This window comes from Amorphus orientalis (assembly GCF_030814015.1).
In the GTDB taxonomy this organism is placed as follows: Bacteria; Pseudomonadota; Alphaproteobacteria; order Rhizobiales; family Amorphaceae; genus Amorphus; species Amorphus orientalis.
In genome coordinates, this window is the sequence record NZ_JAUSUL010000001.1 from 1 (window position 1) to 23,488 (window position 23,488).

General features: G+C 66.2%; 20 protein-coding genes. 9 read left to right on the top strand and 11 right to left on the bottom strand.

Annotated features, from left to right (window positions below; all coding sequences use genetic code 11):
- Nucleotides 1-171: 171 nt before the first annotated feature.
- A complete protein-coding gene (locus J2S73_RS00005) occupies nt 172-609 on the bottom strand; it encodes a baeRF12 domain-containing protein (protein ID WP_306883368.1) in 438 nt (145 codons plus the stop codon).
- Between the two features lie 361 nt (nt 610-970).
- Between J2S73_RS00005 and J2S73_RS00010 the strand changes: the two genes are divergently transcribed.
- A complete protein-coding gene (locus J2S73_RS00010) occupies nt 971-2,665 on the top strand; it encodes an ABC transporter permease (RefSeq protein ID WP_306883369.1) in 1,695 nt (564 codons plus the stop codon).
- Between the two features lie 102 nt (nt 2,666-2,767).
- On the top strand, nt 2,768-3,598 hold the full coding sequence (locus tag J2S73_RS00015) for a patatin-like phospholipase family protein (RefSeq protein WP_306883370.1): 831 nt from the start codon (nt 2,768-2,770) through the stop codon (nt 3,596-3,598).
- Nucleotides 3,599-3,659: 61 nt separating this feature from the next.
- Here the strand turns inward: J2S73_RS00015 and J2S73_RS00020 are convergent, their stop codons facing one another.
- Nucleotides 3,660-4,682, bottom strand: a complete 1,023-nt coding sequence (locus tag J2S73_RS00020; protein WP_306883371.1) for an extracellular solute-binding protein — start codon at nt 4,680-4,682, stop codon at nt 3,660-3,662.
- A 226-nt stretch (nt 4,683-4,908) separates the two neighbouring features.
- A complete protein-coding gene (locus J2S73_RS00025; protein ID WP_306883372.1) occupies nt 4,909-5,193 on the bottom strand; it encodes a (2Fe-2S)-binding protein in 285 nt (94 codons plus the stop codon).
- 413 nt (nt 5,194-5,606) lie between these two features.
- Between J2S73_RS00025 and J2S73_RS00030 the strand changes: the two genes are divergently transcribed.
- The gene (locus J2S73_RS00030) at nt 5,607-6,887 is read left to right on the top strand and encodes a polymer-forming cytoskeletal protein (protein WP_306883373.1); all 1,281 of its coding nucleotides are present in this window, start codon (nt 5,607-5,609) and stop codon (nt 6,885-6,887) included.
- 124 nt (nt 6,888-7,011) lie between these two features.
- A complete protein-coding gene (gene katE, locus J2S73_RS00035) occupies nt 7,012-9,135 on the top strand; it encodes a catalase (RefSeq protein ID WP_306883374.1) in 2,124 nt (707 codons plus the stop codon).
- An 82-nt stretch (nt 9,136-9,217) separates the two neighbouring features.
- Here the strand turns inward: katE and J2S73_RS00040 are convergent, their stop codons facing one another.
- The 5 genes from J2S73_RS00040 to J2S73_RS00060 all read right to left on the bottom strand — a co-directional run bounded on the left by J2S73_RS00040 (nt 9,218) and on the right by J2S73_RS00060 (nt 13,388).
- Nucleotides 9,218-9,931: a DUF4396 domain-containing protein gene (locus tag J2S73_RS00040; RefSeq protein WP_306883375.1), complete on the bottom strand. Its 714-nt coding sequence runs from the start codon at nt 9,929-9,931 to the stop codon at nt 9,218-9,220.
- A 61-nt stretch (nt 9,932-9,992) separates the two neighbouring features.
- Nucleotides 9,993-10,631, bottom strand: coding sequence for a hypothetical protein (locus tag J2S73_RS00045; protein ID WP_306883376.1), 639 nt, complete (start codon nt 10,629-10,631; stop codon nt 9,993-9,995).
- Nucleotides 10,632-10,862: 231 nt separating this feature from the next.
- Complete coding sequence (locus J2S73_RS00050; protein ID WP_306883377.1) at nt 10,863-11,678, bottom strand: PRC-barrel domain-containing protein; 816 nt, start codon at nt 11,676-11,678, stop codon at nt 10,863-10,865.
- Between the two features lie 306 nt (nt 11,679-11,984).
- On the bottom strand, nt 11,985-12,911 hold the full coding sequence (locus J2S73_RS00055; protein ID WP_306883378.1) for a sigma-70 family RNA polymerase sigma factor: 927 nt from the start codon (nt 12,909-12,911) through the stop codon (nt 11,985-11,987).
- 12 nt (nt 12,912-12,923) lie between these two features.
- Nucleotides 12,924-13,388 carry a carboxymuconolactone decarboxylase family protein gene (locus J2S73_RS00060; RefSeq protein WP_306883379.1) on the bottom strand — a complete coding sequence of 155 codons (465 nt, stop codon included), beginning with the start codon at nt 13,386-13,388 and terminating at the stop codon, nt 12,924-12,926.
- Nucleotides 13,389-13,518: 130 nt separating this feature from the next.
- Here J2S73_RS00060 and J2S73_RS00065 point away from each other — a divergent pair, with 130 nt between their 5' ends.
- Nucleotides 13,519-14,352: a beta-keto acid cleavage family enzyme gene (locus J2S73_RS00065; RefSeq protein WP_306883380.1), complete on the top strand. Its 834-nt coding sequence runs from the start codon at nt 13,519-13,521 to the stop codon at nt 14,350-14,352.
- A gap of 18 nt (nt 14,353-14,370) precedes the next feature.
- On the opposite strand, the gene J2S73_RS00070 is transcribed toward J2S73_RS00065, so the two are convergent.
- On the bottom strand, nt 14,371-14,673 hold the full coding sequence (locus tag J2S73_RS00070) for an ArsR/SmtB family transcription factor (protein WP_306883381.1): 303 nt from the start codon (nt 14,671-14,673) through the stop codon (nt 14,371-14,373).
- A 213-nt stretch (nt 14,674-14,886) separates the two neighbouring features.
- On the opposite strand from J2S73_RS00070, the gene J2S73_RS00075 reads away from it, so the two are divergent.
- From J2S73_RS00075 to J2S73_RS00090, 4 genes are all read left to right on the top strand, one after another.
- Nucleotides 14,887-16,179 (top strand): NAD(P)/FAD-dependent oxidoreductase, encoded by a 1,293-nt coding sequence (locus tag J2S73_RS00075; RefSeq protein WP_306883382.1) that lies wholly within the window; start codon nt 14,887-14,889, stop codon nt 16,177-16,179.
- A gap of 27 nt (nt 16,180-16,206) precedes the next feature.
- Complete coding sequence (locus J2S73_RS00080; RefSeq protein WP_306883383.1) at nt 16,207-16,410, top strand: YgaP family membrane protein; 204 nt, start codon at nt 16,207-16,209, stop codon at nt 16,408-16,410.
- Between the two features lie 117 nt (nt 16,411-16,527).
- Nucleotides 16,528-17,523, top strand: a complete 996-nt coding sequence (locus J2S73_RS00085) for an efflux RND transporter periplasmic adaptor subunit (RefSeq protein WP_306883384.1) — start codon at nt 16,528-16,530, stop codon at nt 17,521-17,523.
- Nucleotides 17,520-20,765, top strand: coding sequence for an efflux RND transporter permease subunit (locus J2S73_RS00090; RefSeq protein ID WP_306883385.1), 3,246 nt, complete (start codon nt 17,520-17,522; stop codon nt 20,763-20,765). Before J2S73_RS00085 ends, J2S73_RS00090 begins: the two co-directional genes overlap by 4 nt.
- Nucleotides 20,766-21,183: 418 nt before the next feature.
- Here J2S73_RS00090 and J2S73_RS00095 read toward each other — a convergent pair whose 3' ends face one another.
- Nucleotides 21,184-22,836, bottom strand: coding sequence for a methyl-accepting chemotaxis protein (locus tag J2S73_RS00095; protein ID WP_306883386.1), 1,653 nt, complete (start codon nt 22,834-22,836; stop codon nt 21,184-21,186).
- A 60-nt stretch (nt 22,837-22,896) separates the two neighbouring features.
- Nucleotides 22,897-23,472 (bottom strand): cache domain-containing protein, encoded by a 576-nt coding sequence (locus tag J2S73_RS00100; RefSeq protein ID WP_306883387.1) that lies wholly within the window; start codon nt 23,470-23,472, stop codon nt 22,897-22,899.
- Nucleotides 23,473-23,488: the final 16 nt, after the last annotated feature.

Genomic DNA, 23,488 nt, shown 5'->3' on the forward strand with positions numbered 1-23,488 from the left:
AGATCGTTCGGGCCGCCTCCGACCTCTCCGACCAGGCCACCTCGCTGCGCGCCCAGGTCGACGCCTTCGTCTCCCGCGTCCGCGCGGCCTGATCGGCGCCGAATCACCCTTAAGAAACAGGGCCGGCCGATAGGTACCGGCCGGCCCAAAAAACAAATCGTCAGGCGCAGATCAGTCCGCCTTCAGGATCTTCTCCATCTCCGCCACCGGATGGTTGGTCAGGTCCTTGGTCACCTCGCCGATCACGCACTGGGTGACTTCCTTGTGAAGAGCCGGCCGCATCTCGCCCATGACCTTGGGCGGCGCCACCAGGATCAGCTTCGTCTCGGGATGATTGTGAACCATCTTCTGGAGCCTCTCGGCCAGATGATGGGCGAACCGCTCCTTCTCCAGCTCGTGCCAGTCGGTATCGGCCACCGCACTGCGACCGGGGCCGGCGTCGTTGAATCGGCCCGGCTTGTCGGTTCCCTGCTCCCGGGTGGGCGGATTGTCGTGCTCCTCGTTTTCGAGGACCGCCAGATCGATCATGGCGTCATCGCCCGCATTGCGCAGAAAGAGGGCGCGGGAGCCGTCGGCCACCACGATACGCGTGTCGTGCGGAACCTTCATGGACTCACTCTCCTGGTTGCCTCGTCGTCGAGGTCATTCTCTCTGGTCTCCGCTTCGCGCGGCGCGCCGCACCTGGGGCGCGAAGCCGGAGGGATTGCGCCGCGCCGGATCGGGACGGACCGGGCAGCGGCTTCCCCTACCAATGCGGTCGGAGACATGTCGTTCCGTCGGCCGGGCTCGCGGGCGGGTTCTGCGCATCGTCCGGAAGGTCGTCCAGTCTTTAATTATTCCAGTAAAAGCCTGGATCCTTTTGCTTTTCACCGCCTCCCTGCGCCGCTATGTAGCCCTTCTTCGCGAGTTGATCCGTCGGTTCCGCGTCCGCCCTGGCGCTGCGGTGGCCGACCCGCGTACGGAGCTTCAGTTGACCGATTTGGCGCAGGAGATCGTCGCCACGCCGGCATCCGGCCGGAGAAAGGCGCGGCCGATGGCCCGGGTCGGCTGGCTCGCCTGGACGTCGCTTGCGCTGTCCATCCTGCTGCTCTCGCCGCTGGTGGCCGTCGTCGCGGCGGCCTTCGGGGTGGACTCCGGCACATGGGGCCACCTTCTGTCGACGGTCCTGCCCACCTATGTGCGCAACTCCGTGCTGCTCGTGCTGGCGGTGACCTGCGGCGTGTTCGTCACCGGCGTGGGCACGGCCTGGCTGGTCACCATGTGCCGCTTTCCCGGCAAACGGGTCCTGGAATGGGCGTTGATCCTGCCGTTCGCGGCCCCCTCCTACGTGGTCGCCTACGCCTACACCGACTTCCTGCAGCATCCGGGGCCTGTGCAGACCTGGCTGCGCGCCGCGACCGGCTGGGGACCGAACGACTACTGGTTCCCGGAGATCCGCTCGCTTGAGGGCGCGGCGCTGATGTTCACCCTCGTGCTCTATCCCTATGTCTACCTGCTGGCCCGAACGGCCTTTCTCAACCAGTCGGCCTGTACGCTGGAAGTGGCGCGAACCCTCGGGCGCGGGCCCTGGCGATCCTTCCTCGGGGTCGCCCTGCCGATGGCGCGTCCGGCGATCGCCGTCGGCATCACGCTGGCACTGATGGAAACGCTCGCCGACTTCGGCACCGTCGCCCATTTCGGCGTGCAGACCTTCACGACCGGCATCTACCGCGCCTGGTTTTCCATGGGCGACCGGGTCGCAGCCGCGCAGCTCTCGCTGGCGCTGGTCAGCGTGGTTCTCCTGATCTTCCTGATCGAGCGCATCCAGCGCGGCGGGCGCGGGTTCGACACGGGACGGCGGTTCGACGCGCTGCCGGAATACCAGCTGCGCGGGGTCCGGGCGGGGCTCGCCACCGTCGCCTGCGTGCTGCCGATCCTGCTCGGGTTCGTCCTTCCGCTCCTGATCCTGGGCCGGCTGAGCTGGCTCAACGCCCATGCCCTGTTCGGCGAGCGGTATGTCGGGCTGATCCTGAACTCCTTCACGCTCGCGGGAAGCGGCGCCGCAGCGACCGTCCTGGTGGGTCTGATCCTGGCCTATGCCGCCCGGATGCGGCCCGGCGCCATGACCACGCTCTCCAACCGGCTGGTCAGCCTTGGCTACGCGCTGCCCGGCTCGATCATCGCGGTCGGATTGCTGATCCCGCTGACCACCTTCGACAACGCGCTTGATTCCTGGATGCGCGCGACCTTCGACATCTCCACCGGCCTGCTCCTGACCGGCACGATCGCCGCGCTGGTCTTCGCCTACATGGTCCGCTTCATGGCGGTCGGGCTGAACACGCTGGAGGCCAGCCTCGGCAAGATCACGCCATCGATCGACGCCGCCGCGCGGACCCTCGGCGCCGGACCCGGCGCCACCCTGTTCCGGGTGCACCTGCCGCTGATTTCCGGCGGGATGCTGACGGCCGCCCTGATCGTGTTCGTCGACATCCTGAAGGAGTTGCCGGCAACCCTGATCATGCGGCCGTTCAACTTCGACACGCTGGCGATCCAGGCCTACCGGCTCGCCTCCGACGAGCGGCTTGCCGAGGCCTCGACCCCGTCGTTGGTAATTATGGCGGTGGGGCTTCTGCCGGTGATCCTGCTCAGCCGCCAGATCGCCAGGAGCCGCCCCGGCGCGCGGTAGCAGCGATGCCGCCAGCCGGTTCGCCTTCCGATTGAACCCCGGACGGATCTTTCCACCACCTTGGCGGTTTCCTCCCCTGACGCAAACGGGGAGCCCGACATCATGTACGAAGCGGTCACGTTCGGCGGCGGGGGGACCCGCTGCTTCTGGCAGGGTGGATTTCTGTCCGCGGTCTCCGAGGATATCGGGCTCAGGCCCAACAGGATCGCGGCGGTCAGCGGCGGCGCCTTGTCCGCCAGCGTCTACACCGCCGGCCTCGCCAACCGCCTGCTCGACATCATGACGGACCGGTTTTCCCGGCGCGATTCCAACATGGATCCGGAAGCGATCACCGATCACAGGGACGTGCTTCCGCACCACTCGCTTTATCGCGACATCGTGGAGTCCACCTTCGCGGAAAAGGAGGCTGTCGAGGCAGTGGCCGAGGGGCCCGCATTCTCCGTCCATCTGGCCCGTCCGCTGAAGGGACCCGGACGTCTCGGCGCCGTTGCGACCATCGCCGTCTACGAACTCGATCTGCACTGGCGCTCCTCGCCGCACCAGCTCTATGCGCGGCGGGCCGGCGCCGAGCCGATAATCGTCGATGGCCGCCAGGCGGCACGGGACGGACGGCTCGTCGACCTGATCGTGACGGCCGCCGCGGTGCCACCGCTGTTTCCGATCCGCCACTGGGACGGCGACAAGGTGATCGACGGCGGCGTGATCGACAATGCGCCGCGCCCGGACTGCAAGGACGGGGAGACCTGTCTGATGCTCCTGACCCGGCGCTACCGCCATATCCCCGAGCGGGACGGCTGCGTCTACGTCTATCCGTCCGAAGAGGTGCCGACCGACAAGGCCGATTTCAGCGATCCGGACGGTGTCCGCCGGACGTTCGAGCTCGGCTGCGACGACGGCCACGCCTTCCTGCGGGCCCAACGGAAGGCTGCGTGACGAAAAAGGCCGGGCGCCTTTCGGCGCCCGGCCCAGATGGAACAATCGGCAAGGGCCGATCTTACTTGTAGCCGACCCGGTCGTAGATCGCCTGGGCCGCAGCCTGGTTTTCGCCGAGCTTCGACAGGTTCATCTCGTCCTCCTTGAAGGTGCCGAGATCGGCCACCGGACCCGCGTTCTCGACGTCGGAGGACACCGGGAATTCATAGTTGCCGGCCGCGAAATATTCCTGGGCGTCGGCGCTCGCCAGATATTCCAGGAAGGCCAGCGCGTTGTCCGGATGGGGAGCGTTCACCGCCATGCCCGCCCCGGAAATGTTCACGTGGGTGCCGGTCGTGTCCTGGTTCGGGAAGACGACGCCGATCTCGTCGGTGCTCCCGGTCAGGCCCGACACGTCTCCGGCGACGCCGCGGACGAAGTAGTAGTGGTTGGCCAGCACAATGTCGCACTCGCCCGAGACGATGCCGCGCAGCTGGTCGGTGTCGCCGCCCTGGGGATCGCGGGCCCGGTTGTTCCAGACGCCCTGCGCCCATTCCTCGGCCGCGTCCTCGCCCTCATTCTCGATGATGGAGGCGAGCAGCGACAGCATGTAGATGTTGGAGCTGGACCGGGTGCAGACCATGCCCTCATATTTCGGGTCGGCCAGATCCTGATAGGTCTCCGGCACGTCTTCCACGCCGTCCTTGTCGTAGAAGATGATCCGCGCCCGCTTGGAGTAGCCGGTCCAAAGGCCGTCCGGATGGCGGAAATGCTCGGGCACCCGCTCGGCGATCAGCTCGGAATGGGCCGGCTGCAGGAGGCCCGCCTCCTCGGCGCGCCAGAGACGGCCGGCGTCGGTGGCGATGAAGACATCGGCCGGGCTGTTGCGGCCCTCGCTCTTCATCCGCTCGATGAGAACGTCGGCGCTGTCCTCGATCCGATTGACCTTGATGCCGGTGGCTTCCTCGAACCCGCTGTAGAGCTGCTCGTCATTGTCGTAGTGGCGCGAGGAATAGATGTTCACCTCGCCCTGCGCGGCGGCCGCGGCGGGGATCGACGCCACGATGGCCGCGGCAACCGTCAGCCGCAGAGTACTGCCCAGCATTGTTTCCTCCTGGATCGAATTCACACAGAAAGCAACCGCTCGACCTATCGCCAGCGGCCTCCCGCGGAGGAATGTTGTGCATTAGCCAGCAAAGTCAACAATAACCGAAAAGACAGTAAATAGAATAATTAAAATATACTACCCGGCTAAACCTGTTTCGGAAAACAATACGCCCCTATCGGCGATTAATCCCGACTCACGCAGCTCCAATTAGGACGGAAGATCTTCAGGCGGCGGCGCCGTCGACATCGAGAATGTCGGCCGCCTCGACCCGCTCGCAGCTCCAGCAGCGCGCACCCGGGCACTTGCAGCATTCGCCGCCACCGGCGGTGTCGTGCAGGCGGGCATGTTCGGTGGCGTGGCTGAGACAGTTCCCGCACTTCGGACGCTTGCCGAGCGCACGATAGAGCTGGCCGACGGTGATCGGGCCGACCGGACGAACCGCTCGGACCCGTGAGACCGCCTCACGGATATCGTGGTGGGACAATGCGTTGCAGGAGCAAACGATCATGAACGCCTCAACACTCCGACCGGTCAACCTGCGATTGCCCGGCCGCATTCAGTGACCTGAGAAAACACAAGCCACCGCCTTCTCGTCAAGAAGAAAAAGACAAGTCTAAATTAGAACAAATCGCATCTAAGATGCCGGCAGGCGGCCGATTTCAAGTTAAAATAATTCTAAATTATGAATTCGGCTGAAAATACAACGGAGCCGACCCGGCAGTTCCCGCGATCTACCACGGGTAGGAGAAGACATGGGGAGACAAGGTGTCGCGATCAAGATCGGCCCACAACCGGCCACGATGCCGGACACGGCGGAGCGGCATGGTGCAATACGCCATTGTGCGCGGACGGATAGTGGAGTCATGGTCGACCCAGGCTGAGACGTGCCGGATCGCGCGGCCGATCATCGGAGATGGGGCAATGGCACCGAAGCGGGCTGACGAGGGGTTCCGACCGACGCACCGGGGTGGGCGGCACCGGCCGGACGTGGAGCCCGACGGACGGCTGAGGCGTGCGGTCTGCCGGGGGCTGACCATTCGCAAAGCGGTTGCGGCGGCCCTTCAGGCGGGCGCGGTGATCGTCGCCGCCCTTTCCGGCGGCGCGGCGGCCCATGCACAGACGGTCCCCGGCACGGGCGAGGAGGTGGTGCTCTCCGCGAGCAGGGACGACATGCAGTTCCTGGCCGGCCGCTCCGTCACGATTTCCGCCGACGTGCGCAACGATGTGGTGGCCGCCGGCCAGGACGTGACGATCGACGGAGCGGAAGTGGGGACCGCGATCATCGCCGGCTACGAGGTGTCGCTCGTCAGCGGGGCGGCCTCCGACCTGATCTCGGTGGCCGACCGGCTGTCCATTTCCGGCGAAGTCCAGGACGACATGATCGCCGCAGCCCGGCGCATCGCAATCACCAGCTCGGGCACCGTCACCGGGGACGCCCGGCTGGCCGCCGAAACGCTGCAGATCGATGGGCGGATGGCCGGCTCCCTCAAGGCGGCCGCACGGCGCATCGTGCTGAACGGCACCTTCGAAACCAGGATCGACGTGATCGCCCAACACATCGTGATCGGCGAAAACGCGCAGTTGCGTGGCGGACTGGAGTATCGAAGCCCCGATCCGCCTCAGATCGCCGAAGGCGCGCAGATCGACGGGGAGATCACCCGCAAGGAACTGAACCTGCCGGATCTGCGCAAGATCGGGCTCGCCCTGATCGGGATCGGCCTGGTCCTCGCCGTCTCCTGGCTCATCTGCGTGATCGCCATGCTGAGCCTGATTCAGGCGGCGTTTCCGGGTCTCGGTCTGGGCGCCGCCACCCGGGCGCTGGACCGGCCCCTGGCCAGTCTGGGGCTCGGCGTGGCCGTGGTCCTCGGAGGACTCGTCCTCTCGATGACGCTCATCGTCTCGGTGCTCGGTCTCCCTGCCGGCCTGGCGCTGCTGCCGGCCCTTGCGATGATCAAGCTGTTCGGCCTCGCTGCCGCCTCTCTCGCCGTCGGACTTCTGCTGCGCCGCGCCCTGCGCGGGCCGGGGATCCCCGGCGTGGGCAGCCAGATCGGCTGGCTGATCGCCGGCACGATCGTGCTGGTTCTGGTGCTGTTCATCCCGTTCGTCGGCGGGCTCGTGGCACTCTTGGTCCTGCTGGCCGGCATCGGCGCCATGATGGCGGAGGCGTGGGTCAGGCTCCGACCGGGCGGCGAGGCGCAATAGCCGCAGCCGCGAAAATCGGCGGGAGGTGCGGGAACGTCGTCCCGCCTTCCTTGGTTTCTTTGGAACAGGTCAAGGGCTGAGGGGCTCCGACAGTCGACCTTCCGACGAAACCAGGGAGCCGCAGATGGCCACTTCCAAGGCATCCGAACTCAAGGATACCGCCTTCGCCGACCAGAAGGTGCTCAGGGGCACCGGCGGCGAGACCCATCAGGTCGCGGGCGGCGACGTCAAACCGCTGACCACCCAGCAGGGAATGCCCGTCTCCGACGATCAGAATTCGCTGAAGGCCGGCGCGCGCGGCCCGACCCTGCTGGAGGATCAGCACTTCCGCGAGAAGATGTTCCACTTCGACCACGAGCGCATTCCCGAGCGCATCGTGCACGCCCGCGGCTACGGCGCCCACGGCTTCTTCGAGACCTACGAGTCGCTTTCCGACATCACCTCGGCCGACATCTTCCAGCGCGCCGGCGAGAAGACCGACGCCTTCGTCCGCTTCTCGACCGTTGCCGGCAACAAGGGCTCGGCCGATCTCGCCCGCGACGTGCGCGGCTTCGCGGTGAAGCTCTACACCAAGGAAGGCAACTGGGACATCGTCGGCAACAACATCCCGGTGTTCTTCATCCAGGACGCGATGAAGTTTCCCGACCTGATCCATGCCGCCAAACAGGAACCGGACCGCGGCTTCCCCCAGGCCCAGACCGCCCACGACAATTTCTGGGACTTCATGTCGCTGATGCCGGAAGCGATGCACATGGTCATGTGGATCATGTCCGACCGCACGATCCCCCGCTCGCTGCGGTTCATGGAAGGCTTCGGCGTCCACACGTTCCGCATGATCAATGCGGAGGGCAAGTCGACCTATGTGAAGTTCCACTGGAAGCCGAAGCTCGGCATGCAGTCGGTTGTCTGGAACGAGGCGCTGAAGCTCAACGGCGCCGACCCGGACTTCCACCGGCGCGACCTGTGGGACGCGATCCAGATGGGCGACTATCCGGAGTGGGAGCTGGGCCTGCAGCTCTTCGACGACGATTTCGCCGACAAGTTCGACTTCGACGTGCTCGACGCGACCAAGCTCATTCCCGAGGAGGATGTGCCGATCCGCACGGTCGGACGCCTTGTGCTGGATCGCTGCGTCGACAACTTCTTTGCCGAGACCGAGCAGGTCGCCTTCCATACCGCCAACATCGTTCCCGGGATCGACTTCACCAACGACCCGCTGCTGCAGGGCCGCAACTTCTCCTATCTCGATACCCAGCTGAAGCGCCTCGGCGGTCCGAACTTCTCCCACCTGCCGATCAACGCGCCGCGCTGCCCGTTCCACCACTTCCAGCAGGACGGCCACATGGCCTTCACCAACCCGAAGGGCCGCGCCAACTACGAGCCGAACTCGTGGGGTCCGGAAGAAGGCGGTCCGCGCGAGGATCCGGAGCGCGGGTTCCGCTCCCATCCCGAGCCGATGGAAGGGGAGAAACGGCGTGTCCGCGCCGAGCTGTTCGCCGACCACTACAGCCAGGCCCGCCAGTTCTACATCTCCCAGACGGAGACCGAGCAGCGGCACATCGCCGATGCCCTGATCTTCGAGCTGTCCAAGGTGGAAACTCCGGCCATCCGCGCCCGGGTCGTGTCGCATCTCCTCAACATCGACGAGGATCTCGCCAAGAAGGTCGCCGGCGGCCTGCGGCTCAAGGAGATGCCCGCGCCCGCCGATGCGGCGAAGCCGACCAAGACCGACCTGAAAGCCTCGCCGAAGCTCTCCATCCTGCTGAACGGACCGGACAGCTTCAAGGGCCGCAAGGTCGGCTGCCTGGTGACCGACGGGGTCGATATCGATCTGGTGAAGGGCCTGAAGCAGGCGCTCGAGGCCGAAGGGGCCCTGATCGAGTTCGTCGCCCCGGAGGTCGGCGGCGTCGAGGCCTCCGACGGCACCTGGATCGAGGCGCAGCAGAAGGTGAACGGCGGCCCTTCGCTGCTCTACGATGCCGTCGCGATCCTCACCAGCGCCGAGGGCGTCCAGACGCTGGAGAACGAGGCCACCGCCAAGGACTTCGTCTCCGACGCCTTCGCCCACGCCAAGTTCATCGCCTACAACAAGCCGGCGACGTCGCTGTTCGATCGCGCCGGCGTCGACGAACTGGACGGTGGCTTCTTCGCGCTGACGTCGGGGAGCGATGCCAAGGGGTTCGTCGAGGCCTGCCGCGGCGTGCGCTTCTGGGAGCGCGAACCGAAGGCCCACGCAGCCTCGGCCTGATCCATCGTCGCCTCCGCAAAAAGAAAGGCCGGCCGCAATTCACGGCCGGCCTTTTTTGTGTCCTGCGGTGCTGGCCCGGGAGTTACATCGCTTCCTTGATGCCGGAGCGGATCAGCCACCAGTTGACCGGATAGGCCGTCACGAAGCCGCAGATCATGGCAATCTGCATCATGAACCAGAACTCGATGGAGACAACCTCGAGCTTCGCTCCCAAAAGCGCTCCGAACAGCCAGAAATGGGCGACCGCCATGAAGCCGTACATGCCGACCTGCCAGGCGGTCAGCGACAGCGCGTCGGCCTTCACCGCGGCCACGAGCCCCTGCCAGGGCGACAGTCCGCGCATCGGCTTGATGGAATAGTACTGGAAGGCGATCCCGAACCCGAACGCGAACAGATAATCGACGATCCACACCGCAAACATCTTCTCGCTGAAGATCGAGCGGTAGCCGAACCAGACCGCGATCACCGGAACCAGCACCACGAGCCATTCGGCGACGATGTCGCCCAGCGTGCAGCCGGCGCCGCAGTGCGAGGTGCCCTTGCCGACGGAGACCGGGAAGGAGCTATCGCCGTGTCCGCCCTCTTGGCCGCCCTCGCCCGAGGAAACATTGCGGCCGATCCGGTGATAGGCCCAAAGGACGAAGAGGCTGCCGGACAGCGCCACCAGCGGCCAGACCAGGTTCATGATCCACATGTGCTGCGGATGTTTGCGCTCGTCGAGCGCGATCCAGACGGCGCAGACGATGCCGGCTGCGACCGAGACGATTGCGAGCCAGTGAAGCCACATCGGGACCATTCGGGTCTCCTTTTTTGAACCTTGCCAGATGGCGACCGCGCGCACCGCGCAGGCCGCAGGATCAGGACCGGTTCTGTTTCGACAGGTCCGCGCGGACGAGCGCAGCGAGCAGGCGCGGAAACGTTTCCCGATCGACCAGCTTGGCGAGATCCTCGCCGGTTTCCGCCAGCCCCAGCTTCCGCGCGCTTTCGAGCGACTTCCGGTCGACATAGGGATGCAGTTCGGGCCATGCGAGCTGCGCTTCCCGGCAGAAGATGTCGACGCCGGTGTCGCCGATCCCCTTGAATTCCTTGAGGAGCCGGCGCTCCGTGGCCGGATCGCCGTCCGCCTTTTCGCGGAGCTTCCTCAGATCGCCGCCATAGTCCCGGATCAGCTTGTCGGACAAGTCTTCGAGCCGCTCTGACGTGCTTTCGTCATAGCGAGCGTACCCGGCTTCGTTCAGAACGCGGGTGCGGTCTTCCCACGTCGCGGCCTTCATCTTCTGCGGCGTGGTCCAGCCTTGCCGGCTGAGAGCCTCGGCAGCGGACATGGCGAGATCGGCGGAAATCCGGGTGCTGAAGAGCAACGAGGCGACCAGCCAGCGGAACAGCGGCGAGGGCGTGTTGCGCGACAGATCGAGACCCAGCTCCTCGGAGTAGGTTCGGGCGCCGGAGATAAACCGCCGGGCCTGCGCTTTCCTGTCTTTGGCGTCGCTGCTCATGATTTCCTCCTGTCCAGAGGATCGCCGTCCCTGACGCAATTGGCGGAGCTTGCCCCGTCAACGATGCGAGGACGAAGAGGTTTCCCGCTCGTCCGGCTTCTGCCGCCATGGCCCCGGACGGCGAAAGACCCGCCGACCGAGGGCCGACGGGTCCATTTCGACGCGGCGATCAGGTCGATCGGCCCGATTGGGGCCCGATCAGCGACCGCGCGCCATGATCATGCGGGACGCTTACCCGGCGTTCTGCTCGTTGCCGAGCGAATTGAAGTAGTCGTCGTTCTGGGTGCGCCACTGTTCGTCACGGGTCCACTCGAAATTGCCCTGATCGAAGCGCGGCGCGTCTTCGAGCTGCTCTTCCGACATCGGCAGGTAGTAGACTTCATCGCCCTGCGCGACGTGGATCATCTCGAAGGGAACCGCGGAGGCTTCTTCGCCGAGGCCGAGAAAGCCGCCATAGGTCACGACCGCATAGGTCGGATGACCCTGGTTGCCGAGAACGAGATCGTCGACTTCGCCGATCCATTCGTCGTCGCGGCTGCGCAGATCGGCGCCGAGAATGTTGTCGGCGCGCACCTGACCGTCCATCTCTCCGATCGCGGTGGCGTTCTGGAAGGTCGGCTGACCCTGGGCCTGAGCCTGGTCAGCGTTCATGTTCTGCTGCTGGCTGTTGCTGGCCTGCTGCTGGGTCTGCGCGTTCTGCTGGTTCCCGGACTGCTGATTGCCGGTCTGGTCCATCCGCGACTGCTTCGCATCCCCGGGATTCTCGGTGATGTCGTGAACCGCATCGGCGATCGACTGGCAGGCTTCGGTCTTGCCGTAGGCCTGGAGCGTTTGGGCCGCATCCCGCAGCTCGCGCAGATCGCGCATCATCTGACCGCTGTACTCGGCCCGCTGCTCGGGATTGTTGGCGAACTGCTGCTCGATCTGCTGATTGACGACGCTGCAGTCACCCGAGTTCATGTTGGAGTTGTCGCTCTGCGCCATGGCGGGAACGCTCATCCCGGCGAACAGCGCGACGGCGGCGACGGACGTGGTCTTCAAAAACATATGCATGCCTCCTTTTCACAAATGTGAATCGGCTTCCTCTTAGGGCGAGGTATTTCGGGCGCAAACCATCGACCGGCCGCCTTGACCGGACCACGGTTTACTTCCAATTCAGCTAAATTTCGCATATTCCGGATCTGGAATATGAATTCCCTTGATGAGATCGGTTTAACCTATCTCAATCTATCCTTCGACTTGCGAGCAATGCGCTCGCTTTGTCGTGTCGGCTAACGACGAATTCAGACCGTTGTTCCAAAATTTCTGAGAAGAAATCTTCAAGGCATCGGGCGATGCCGGTCCGGGATGGCCTCATTCCTCCGCCAGGCCGGGCGGCAGAAACCGTTCCAGATGCCGCAGCTTGTCCGGATTGCGCGTCACGTACACGGCACGGATCCGCCCGTCCTCGATGTCGAGCGCCATCGTCTGGCGGGCCCCGTCCGCCTCCACCGAAAAGCGTCCGGCAAGCCCGTTGATCCGCATCGGCCGGACGAAGCGCGGCGGCCCGGCGCCCGCCTTTTTCGCCAGCCCGGCGAAGAAGCGGGCCACCCGGTCCCGGCCGGCGATGACGTTGAGGGCCGCCCGGGCGCGGCCGCCCCCGTCCGTCCGCAGGGTTGCGTCTTCGGCGAGAAGAGCCTGCAGGTGAGCTGCATCGCCGCTTCTGACCGCCGCGAAGAAGGCGTCGGCGATGCGGTCCCGATCAACGGCGTCGAGAACGAAGCGCGGCCGCTCCGAGCGCACCTGCGACCGGGCCCGGCTGGCAAGCTGGCGGCAGGCGGCGGGCGTCCGGCCGAGCGCCGTCGCGACCTCGTCGAAACCGATGTCGAAGACGTCGTGCAGGAGAAAGGCCGCACGCTCGAGCGGGGACAGCCGCTCGAGCGCCAGCATCAGCGCGATGGAGACACCTTCGCCGACCGGATCGAGGTCCGCCGAGGGATCGGGGTCCTCGACGATCGGTTCGGGCAGCCACGGGCCGACATAGGTTTCGCGCCTGCGGCTTGCACTCTTCAGCCGGTCCAGTGCGAGCCGGGTGACGACACGGGTGAGATAGGCCGCTGGCTCCGCGACCTTTTCCGTGTCGGCACCGTGCCAGCGCAGAAACGCGTCCTGGACCGCGTCTTCGGCATCGGCAACCGAACCGAGCATCCGGTAGGCGATCGAAAACAGGCGGACCCGATTGGCTTCGAACGCATCAAGTGCCGGCGTGGACACCGATCCCTCCTGTGGCTCCAGAGTCATTCCGCCCGTCCGTCACTCCGCCGCGGCGGAGGCCGTCGCCACCGGGTGGATCGCCCGCATTCCGACCGCCAGCCGGTTCCACACATTGATGGCGCCGATCAGATAGGTCAGATCCACGCGCTCCTTTTCGGTGAAGGCGTCTTCGATGGCCCGGTAGTCTTCGTCCGGTGCACCCGTCTCCGCAAGCCGGGTGAGTGCTTCGGTCCAGGCCAGCGCCGCCCGCTCGCGGTCCGTGTAGAGCGGGGACTCCCGCCAGGCGGACAGCAGATAGAGCCGCTCCTCGCTCTCGCCCTCCGCTCGGGCGTCGCTTGTGTGCATGTGGATGCAGTAGGCGCAGCCGTTGATCTGGGAGGCGCGGGTCTTCACCAGCTCGATCAGGCTGGTCTCCAGACCGCAATTGCGGACATAGGATTCGAAAGTCCGCATGGCCTTGAGGCCTTCGGGGGAGGCTTCGGCAAAGTTCAGTCGGGGATGCATCTTGCGTTCTCCAGTCGGTATCGACACGGTCCGAACGGCCGGAGCCGTGGCGCTCGGCGCGCACGACCATGACGAGACGAATGCGCCGATTGTGACATGCGGGCGCCAGAAGGAGGCGAAGACGGAAAGGATGACGAGCGAACCGAGGTCACCCGTCGCGCTGGCGCTCGCTCCCAACGGGGGCCGGAGGACCAGGGCGGACCATTCGGCCATCCCGCTGACGCCCTCGGATCTGGCGGCGACGGCGGAAGCGGCCGCGGATGCAGGCGCCGCGATGATCCACGTCCACGTCCGCGACGGGAATGGCGGGCACCTCCTCGATGCCGACGCCTATCGCGCGGCAACGACGGCGATCCGGGAGGCCGTCGGCGACCGTCTCGTCGTCCAGATCACGACCGAGGCGCTCGGCATCTATTCGCCGGAAGAGCAGATTGCCCTGGTGCGCGATCTCCGGCCCGAGGCGGCCTCGCTGGCGCTCCGCGAGATCTGCCCCGACGAGGCCGCGGTTCCCGCCTTCGCCGACCTGATGACCTTCATGGCGCGGGAGCGGATCGTCCCGCAGATCATTCTCTATGCGCCGGAGGACGCGGTCCGGCTGGCCGCCCTTCGCGATCGGGGCGTTCTGGCGGCCGCAGACGTGCCGGTCCTTTACGTGCTCGGTCGCTACACGCCCGGACAGCGCTCTGCGCCGGCCGACCTGCTGCCCTTCCTGGCACCGGGCCAGCCCTCGTTCGGGCACTGGAGCGTTTGTGCGTTCGGGCCCCGGGAAGCGGCCTGCGTGGCCACCGGCGCCTTTCTCGGCGGCCACATGCGGGTCGGCTTCGAGAACAATCTGCACCTTCCGGACGGAACGACCGCGCCCGACAACGCGTCGATCGTCCGCGCCACGGCTGAGCTGGTCACGGCAGGCGGCCTGGAGCTCGCCACCGCCGACGACCTGCGCCGGGCGTGGCAGGCTGACTGATCGCCGTCCCCGAGGTTCCTAAACGCCCTCCCCCGCGGCCGGCGGCGGACAGAACGCCGAATGGAGCGCGTCGACGATGATCAGCACTTCCGGCCGGGTGATCCGGTAATACTGGGTGGTGCCCTCGCGGCGGGATTCCACGAGCCCGTCCGCCCTCAGCCGCATGAGCTGTTGGGACATGGGGACCTGCGCCACATCGAGCTCCGCCCGGAGCTGACTCACCGACTTTTCCTCCCGACCGAGCGCACACAGGACCAGGAGCCTCTGCGGGTGAGAGAGGCTGCGCATCAGTTCGGCCGCCTCGCCGGCGGCAGGCTTCATGTCCATTACATTCATAGTATTGAATTTAGCATTCTCTAATGTTATATGCAACTCCACGGTGATCGGCGGATCGGTCATGGGCCGCGCCCCGTCCGACCCGCCAAATCCGCAACACCGGACGTTGCGTTCGCTCAAGGATACGCCGCGCGAAAGGCCGCAAGCTGGACGCTGGTTAACTGCCCAAAAAACGCAGAACCGTAGGGAGGAACGGCCATGACAGAGGTCGTCATACTTGGTGCAGGTCTCGGTGGGGTCATCATGGCCTACGAGATCAAGGACAAGCTTCGCGGCGGCGGCAACGTCACCATCATCAACAACGGGCCGACCTATTCCTTCGTCCCGTCCAATCCCTGGGTCGCGGTCGGCTGGCGCAAAACGGCGGACGTGACCGTCGAGCTGGCGCCGATTCTCGCCAAGCGCGACATCGGCTTCCGCCCCGAAGGCGCCAGGCGCGTGCATCCGGAAGACAATCGGATCGAGCTCAACGACGGAACCGAGCTCAGCTACGACTATCTCGTGATCGCCACCGGGCCGGATCTGGCGTTCGACGAGATCGAAGGGCTCGGCCCGGAGGGCAATACCCAGTCGATCTGCATGGTCGACCATGCCGAGCGCGCCAGGACCGCATTCGACGAGCTCGTCCGCAAGCCCGGCCCGGTGGTGGTCGGCGCGGTGCAGGGCGCGTCCTGTTTCGGACCCGCCTACGAGTTCGCGTTCGTCCTCGATACCGCGCTGAGGCAGGCGAAGGTCCGCGACCAGGTGCCGATCACCTTCGTCACGCCCGAACCCTATGTCGGCCATCTCGGCCTCGACGGGGTTGGCGACACCAAGGGGCTCCTCGAGAGCGCCATGCGCGAGCATCACATCAAGTGGATCACCAACGCCCGAACGGCGAAGGTCGCCCCGGGGGTGATGCACGTGGAGGAGGTCGGCGACGACGGGGCCGTCAAGGCCGAGCACGAGCTGCCGTTCGCCTACTCGATGATGCTGCCGGCGTTTCGCGGCGTGGCCGCCGTTGCCGGCATCGACGGGCTGACCAATCCGCGCGGCTTCATCCAGATCGACAAGCACCAGCGCAACCCGGCGTTCCCGAACGTCTTCGGGATCGGGGTGTGTGTCGCCATTCCGCCGGTCGGCAAGACGCCGCTGCCCGTCGGAGTTCCGAAGACCGGCTTCATGATCGAATCCATGGTCACCGCCACGGCCCACAACATCGCGGCCCTCGTGGCCGGCGAAGAGCCCCGTGCCGTCGCCACCTGGAATGCGGTCTGTCTGGCCGATTTCGGCGACAGCGGCATCGCGTTCGTCGCCCAGCCGCAGCTCCCGCCGCGCAACGTGAACTGGTCCTCCCAGGGCCGCTGGGTCCACGCCGCCAAGATCGGTTTCGAGAAGTACTTCCTGCACAAGGTGCGCCAGGGAAAGAGCGAGACCTTCTACGAAAATCTCGCCCTGGACCTTCTTGGCGTGAAGAAGCTCAAGGACATCCACATCGAACCCGCCGAATAGACTTTCGGCCAACACCTGGAGACTGACATGACCGTTGACCGCGCCGTGATGATGTTCGCCGGCTTCGTGATCCTCGTTTCGCTGGCGCTCGGCTTTTCCGTGTCGCCGTACTGGTACCTGCTGACGGCCTTCGTCGGTCTGAACCTGATCCAGGCCTCGATGACCGGCTTCTGCCCGGCCGCCATCATCTTCAAGCGGCTCGGCATCAAGACCGGCTGCGCCTTCCAGTGACCGGCCGGCCGGACCGACCCGCGTCCGGCCGCCCCTCTTTCCGCAATGCCGGCTCCGCGCCGGCCCCATCCCTCGCCCGTTCCGGCACCCGCCGGACCGGACAACGCCGAGTTCGTGATGATGCGCGCGTCCCTTCTCGCCTTGAGCCTGCTGGCGGCAACTCCCGCAGCCGCGGCAAACCTGGTGATCGAACCGGTCGTCGTACCGGAGATGAAGGCCGTCTTCGGCCGCGTCGAGAGCCGGACCGTGACGCCGGCCCGCGCCCGCATCGGCGGAACCGTCCGCGAGATCCGCGTGACGGAGGGCAGCCAGGTCCGGAAGGACGACGTGATCGCGGTCGTGGTCGACGACAAGATCGCGATCGAGATGTCCGCCGCCGAGGCCCGGATCAAGGCGCTGGATTCCCAGATGACCAACGCCCGGACCGAACTCGGCCGGGCGAAGCAGCTCCTCGAACGCGGCGTCGCGGCCCAGAGCCGGCTGGACGAGGCGCAGACCGCCTATGACGTGATCGTCAATCAGGTCGCCGCCGCCCAGGCCGAAAAGGCCGTCATCGAACAGCGCGCACGGGAGGGCAACGTGCTCGCCCCGGCCAGCGGCCGGGTGCTGACCGTGCCCCTGACGGTCGGATCCGTCGTTCTCGCCGGCGAGGAGATCGCTCGGATCGCGAGCGGCGGCTACTTCCTGCGGCTGTCCCTTCCCGAGCGGCATGCCTCCGAGATCGAGGAAGGTCAGGCGGTCCAGATCGGACAGCGTGGCCTGTCGCCGGCGCAGGCGGCCCAGGTCGGCGCCGCCAAGGAAGGGCGGGTCGCCAAGGTCTATCCGGAAATCGAGGAGGGGCGCGTCATCGCCGACGTCGAGGTGACGACCCTCGGCGACTACTTCGTGGGCGAGCGCACGCTGGTGCGCATTCCCGTCGGCAAGCGCAGCGTCATCGCCGTGCCGCCCGGGGCCATCAAGACGGTCCACGGCATCGACTATGTGCGCATTGCCGGCGAGGCCGGCGAGCAGGATGTCGCCGTCATCATCGGCGAGCCCGTCACCATCGACGGTGCGGAGCGCATCGAGATCCTCACCGGACTGCACGCCGGCGATCAGGTGGTGCTGCCATGAAGCTCGGGATTGCCGGCGGCCTGACCAAGGCCTTCATCACATCGCCCCTCACTCCGCTTTTTCTGCTGGCCTCGTTCGCGCTCGGCATCGTCGCCCTGATCACGCTGCCGCGCGAGGAGGAGCCGCAGATCTCCGTGCCGATGGTCGAGCTCCACGTCCAGGCCAACGGTCTGAAGGCGGAAGATGCGGTCAAGCTGGTCACCGAACCCCTCGAGACGATCATCAAGAGCATCGACGGGGTCGAGCACGTCTATTCGCGCACCCAGGACGACGGGGCGGTGGTGCTGGCCCGTTTTCTGGTCGGGACCAGCCAGGACGCGGCCATCCTGCGCGTGCACGAGAAGGTGCGCGCCAACATGGACCGGATTCCAGTCGGGATTCCCGAACCGCTGATCGTCGGTCACGGCATCGACGACGTCGCCATCGTCGTCGTCACGCTGACGCCGAAGCCGGAGGCGGCCGGGCGCTGGACCGAGAACGGACTGACCCGTCTCGCCCGGGAACTCCAGATCGAGATGGCCAAGCTGCCGGATGTCGGCCTCACCTACATCGTGGGCGAGCAGCCGGAAGAACTGCGGGTGGAGCCGGATCCGGAAAAGCTCTCCCTCTACGGGGTGACGCTGCAGCAACTCTCCCAGAAGATCCGCGGCGCCAACCAGTCGGTCCAGATCGGCCGGGTGCGGGAGGAGCAGCAGCAGCGCGCGCTCGTGGCCGGGCAGACGCTGCAGACCGGCCCGGAGATCGGCAACCTGTTCCTGACCGCCCGCGACGGCCGCCCGGTCTATGTCCGCGACGTCGCCGAGGTGACGCTTGCCACCAGCCCCAATGAGGTACGCGTCAACGACGTGCGTGTGGGCGAGGGCGGCGACCTTTCACGCGTCCCCGCCGTGTCGCTGGCGATTGCCAAGCGCCCCGGCACCAACGCCGTCGTCATCGCCGAGGAGATCCTGCACCGGCTCGACCTGATGCGCGGCCAGATCCTGCCCGAGGACATCGACGTCGCCATCACCCGGGACTATGGCGAATCCGCCAACGAGAAGGCGAACGAGCTCCTGTTCCACCTGGGCCTGGCCACCGTCTCCATCGTGGTGCTGATCGGCTTCGCGATCGGCTGGCGCGAAGCGATGGTGACGCTGGTCGTCATCCCGACGACGATCCTGCTGACCCTCTTCGCCGCCAACATCATGGGCTACACCATCAACCGGGTGAGCCTGTTCGCGCTGATCTTCTCCATCGGCATCCTGGTGGACGACGCCATCGTGGTGATCGAGAACATCGCCCGGCACTGGGCGATGCGCGACGGACGATCCCGGGTCCAGGCGGCGATCGAGGCGGTCGCGGAGGTCGGCAATCCGACCATCGTGGCGACCCTGACGGTCATCGCCGCGCTGCTTCCGATGCTGTTCGTGTCCGGGCTGATGGGTCCCTACATGGCGCCGATCCCGGCCAACGCGTCGGCGGCGATGGTCTTCTCGTTCTTCGTCGCCGTGATCCTGACGCCTTGGCTGATGATGAAGTTCGGGCCGAAGGAGCCGCACGCACACACCGGCGACACCCACGGCGGCGGGACGAGCGCCCTCGGCCGCGTCTATATCGCGGTCGCCCGCCCGATCATCCGCACCCGGGTGCGCGCCTGGCTGTTCCTGATCCTGGTCGGGATCGCGACGCTGGCCTCCATGGCGCTGCTCTACACCAAGGACGTCACCGTCAAGCTGCTGCCGTTCGACAACAAGACGGAGCTGCAGGTGGTCGTCGATCTGCCGGAAGGCTCGTCCGTCGAGGACACGAACCGGGTCCTGCAGCAGGTCGTGGACCGGCTGGCGGACCTGCCGGAGGCCGTCTCTTTCCAGACCTATGCCGGCACGTCGGCGCCGTTCAATTTCAACGGCCTGGTGCGCCAGTACTATCTGCGCAGCGCGCCGGAAATGGGCGACGTCCAGGTCAATCTCCTGCCGAAGGAGGAGCGCGACCGCACCAGCCACGAGACCGCGCTGGAGATGCGTGCGCGGCTCGAGGGGCTCGACATGCCCGCCGGCACATCGCTCAAGGTGGTGGAACCGCCGCCGGGTCCGCCGGTTCTGGCGACGCTTCTGGCCGAGATCTACGGTCCGGACGCGGAGACCCGGCGCGCGGTCGCAGCCAAGGTGCGCGAAGCTTACGAGAGCGTCCCGTTCATCGTCGACGTGGACGATTCCTTCGGCACGCCGGCCGAACGGGTCCGCGTCGCCATCGATCAGGCCAATCTCGAATACTACAAGGTCGAGCAGGCCGACGTGTACGACACCGTCGGCGCGCTGTTCGGCGGGCGGACCGTGGGCTATTCCCATCGCGGCGGCGGCCGGCAGCCGATCCCGATCACCGTCGCGCTCGACAAGAGCGGCAAGGTCGTCGACGAGCGCACGCTGGCCACGCCCGTCGCCGCCAACGCCCTGCCCGGCGACCGCTCGATCGTGGAGCTCGGCGACGTGGTGGAGGTGCACCGCGAGTCGGCGTCCTATCCGATCTTCCGGCATAACGGTCGCGCGGCGGAGATGGTGCAGGCCGAGCTCGCCGGGGAGTACGAGGCGCCGATCTACGGCATGCTCGCCGTCCGGGACGCCCTCGACGAGATCGACTGGGGCGACGTGCCGAAGCCGGCCATCAAGCTGCACGGCCAGCCGGAGGACGAGAGCACCCCGACGCTTCTGTGGGACGGTGAGTGGGAAGTGACCTGGGTGACCTTCCGGGACATGGGGGCCGCGTTCGGCGTCGCCATTCTCGGCATCTACATCCTGGTCGTGGCCCAGTTCGGATCGTTCAAGCTGCCGCTGGTCATCCTGACTCCGATCCCGCTCACCCTGATCGGGATCATGATCGGGCACTGGCTGTTCCAGGCTCCGTTCACCGCGACCTCCATGATCGGCTTCATCGCGCTGGCCGGCATCATCGTGCGCAACTCGATCCTGCTGGCCGATTTCATCCGCCACACCCGCGCGCCGGACCGGTCGCTGCTCGACGTGCTGCTGGAAGCCGGCGCCATCCGGTTCAAGCCGATCCTCCTGACCGCCCTTGCGGCGATGATCGGCGCAGCCGTGATCCTGACCGATCCGATCTTTCAGGGTCTGGCGATCTCGCTCCTGTTCGGGCTGGCGTCCTCGACCCTGCTGACGGTGCTGGTGATTCCGGCGATCTACGTGGCACTGCGCGGCGGACGGGATCCGGCGACCACCCCTTCGGCGAGCCCGCCCGAGACATCTGTCTGACGCCGAAAAAGAAAAAGGCCCGGACCGCACTTCTGCTTGGTCCGGGCCTTGAGGAGGACGCCGCGCCACGTGGGGGAGGGGACACGGGCGACGTCCGGGTTGTTGGACCGCGCGCCTGGAGGGGGAAGCAGGCGCTGCGGTCTTTTTTTGCCGGATCCGCGCCGAGGGGGCGTCGCGGGCTCCGTTGCTTCAACACGATCAGTATTGCCAGCCAATGCTTGCGTGAGCCTTGCCTAAAACAACCTAAAAACGCGGGACGAATAGGGCATCGGCGTCAGGTATCTTAATGGTTCAACGAGAGAGCCGGCCCGAGGGTTCCCGAGCCCTCGGGAAGATCAGGGCCCGTAACGCAAAACGACCCGGGCATTGCGTGGGATGCCCGGGTCGCTCGCTTCTTGCAGACGTACGCGGCTGAGGATTAGGCAACGTCGGCAAGAAAACGGTCAACGACGCTCCGCAGTTCGTCCGTCTGCGATGCGACGCCGCTGGACGTCGTTTCCACGGCGGCGGCCGCTTCCGTGGTCTGGGCGGCAACCGCCGTCACCCCGGAAATCCGCTCGGCGGCGTCCCGGGTGCCCGAGGCTGCTTCCGCCACGTTGCGCGAGATGTCGGCCGTCGCCTGACCCTGCTGTCCCACTGCGGCCGCGATGGCAGCGGTGCAGCGGATCACCTCCTCCATGATGTCGCTGATCGACTGGATCGCGGCGACGGAGTCATTGGTGGAGGTCTGGACCGCGGCGATCTGGGCACTGATCTCCTCGGTCGCCTTGGCGGTCTGGCTGGCCAGCGTCTTCACCTCGGCGGCGACGATCGCGAAGCCCTTCCCGTGTTCGCCGGCCCGGGCCGCCTCGATGGTCGCATTCAGCGCCAGGAGGTTGGTCTGGGCGGCGATGTCGGAGATGAGTTCCACCACCTCACCGATCTTCTGGGCGGATTCCGCGAGCCCGGAGATCTTCTCGTTGGTGCTGCGGGTGCCTTCCGAGGCACGCGCCACCACGTCGTTGGTGTCGGCGACCTGCCGCCCGATCTCGCCGATCGAAGCCGCAAGCTCTTCCGACGCGCTGGCGACGTTCTGGACGTTGTCGGAGGCGGACTGGGAGGCGGCCGCCGCCCCGGACGCCCCGTCACTGGCGGTATCGGCAATGCCCATCAGCTCCGACGCGGTCGACTGCATCTGGCTCATGTTGGTGCCGATCTGGCCCAGCAGGCCCCGGATTTCCTCGCGGAAGCCGGCGATCAGGGCATCTGTCCGCTGCTGACGGGCCTCGCGCTCGCGCTGCTCGATCTCCTGGGCCTCGGCGAGCCGACGCCGTTCGATCGCGTTCTCGCGGAACACGGCCACGGATCGGGCCATCGTGCCGATCTCGTCGTTCCGCTCGGTTCCCTCCGGTTCGAAGTCGGTGTCACCCGAGGCGAGCCGATCCATCATGGCGACGACGCCTGCGATCGGACGGCTCATCCAACGCCGCATGGCGAAGTCGATCAGAAGCGCCACGACGATGGCGATGATGATCGCCTCGCCGATGCTGAGGAACGACCGGTTTCGGAGCGCAGCCCACGAAGCGCTGTTGTCCCAGGCGACGACAACGCTGCCGATCACGGCATCGTCCGCCCCGAAATACACCGGGGCAGCCGTGAAATGCATGACGCCGTCGACGAGATTGACCACCTGTTTCTCGGCAACAGCCCGCTCGGCGACCACGAGCCCAATTCCGGTCGCATCCTGGCCGACTTGCGTGATGGGCGCGCCATCCGCGGCGACGGACGCGACATAGTCCGCATAGCTTCCTTCACTGGCGATCAGCTTGTCGGCGGCTTCGTCGATTGCCTCCGCCTTGCCGAACCGCACGGCGCCGGAAAGCTGGGCGGCGAACAGGGACGTCATCTGCTTGTGCGTCTCAACGAGGTCGGCCTCCTTGCGGCTGGACTCGTTGAAATAGTTGAGCGCCGTCGTCAGCATGAAGCCGACGGCCACGGCCGCAAACACCACCAGCGCCACGCGGGTGCGAAGCGTCTTCCTCTTTGTGGGGGCATGCGCGCCCGGCGCAGCCCCAGTCTTCTCGTTCGACATAACTCTCTCCGCCTGCCGGAAGGAGGTCGTGATCAATCGGCCGCCGTGCGACCGTCCGGACTACATCATCAGATATTCGACGTTCACGCCCACGGTGAGCGCGCCGATGACGTCGCCGTTCTCGTCGACGACCGGTACGGAGACCTGGCTCTGGTAGGTCTGGGAGGACTCGTCGAGCTCGACGTCGGACAGGTGCAGGGAATCCGCACCCTTGCCGTAGGTCTCCTGCCACTTCGCCTCGTCGCCCTGCCAGTAGTCGGAGGTGACGTCGCTCTGAGCCACGTTCAGGCCCTTGGCGTCCATGACGAAGATCTCGGTGTAGAGGCCCGACGACCCGTCCTTCTTGGCCGCGAGGAACGAGGAGGCCGGGCGGGCGAGAACCGCGTCGATCATCGGGCTCGAACTCGCGGAAACCTCTTCCCGCCACGTGGCGTCGGCGGCGTCGATGGTCGCCTGATCATAGCCGGCAGTCTCTGCATTCTGAGCCTTCACGGCGGCGATGACTTCCGGGGCCGCGGCGATCGCGATGATTTCCGAATTGGCCAGTTCCTTGAGCGGAGCCTCGAATTCGTTCGCTGCAACAGGCGACACGAGGAGGGCCAGAGCACAGGCGCCGGCAAGCAATGAGCGTTTCATCAGTTGTTCCCTTCTT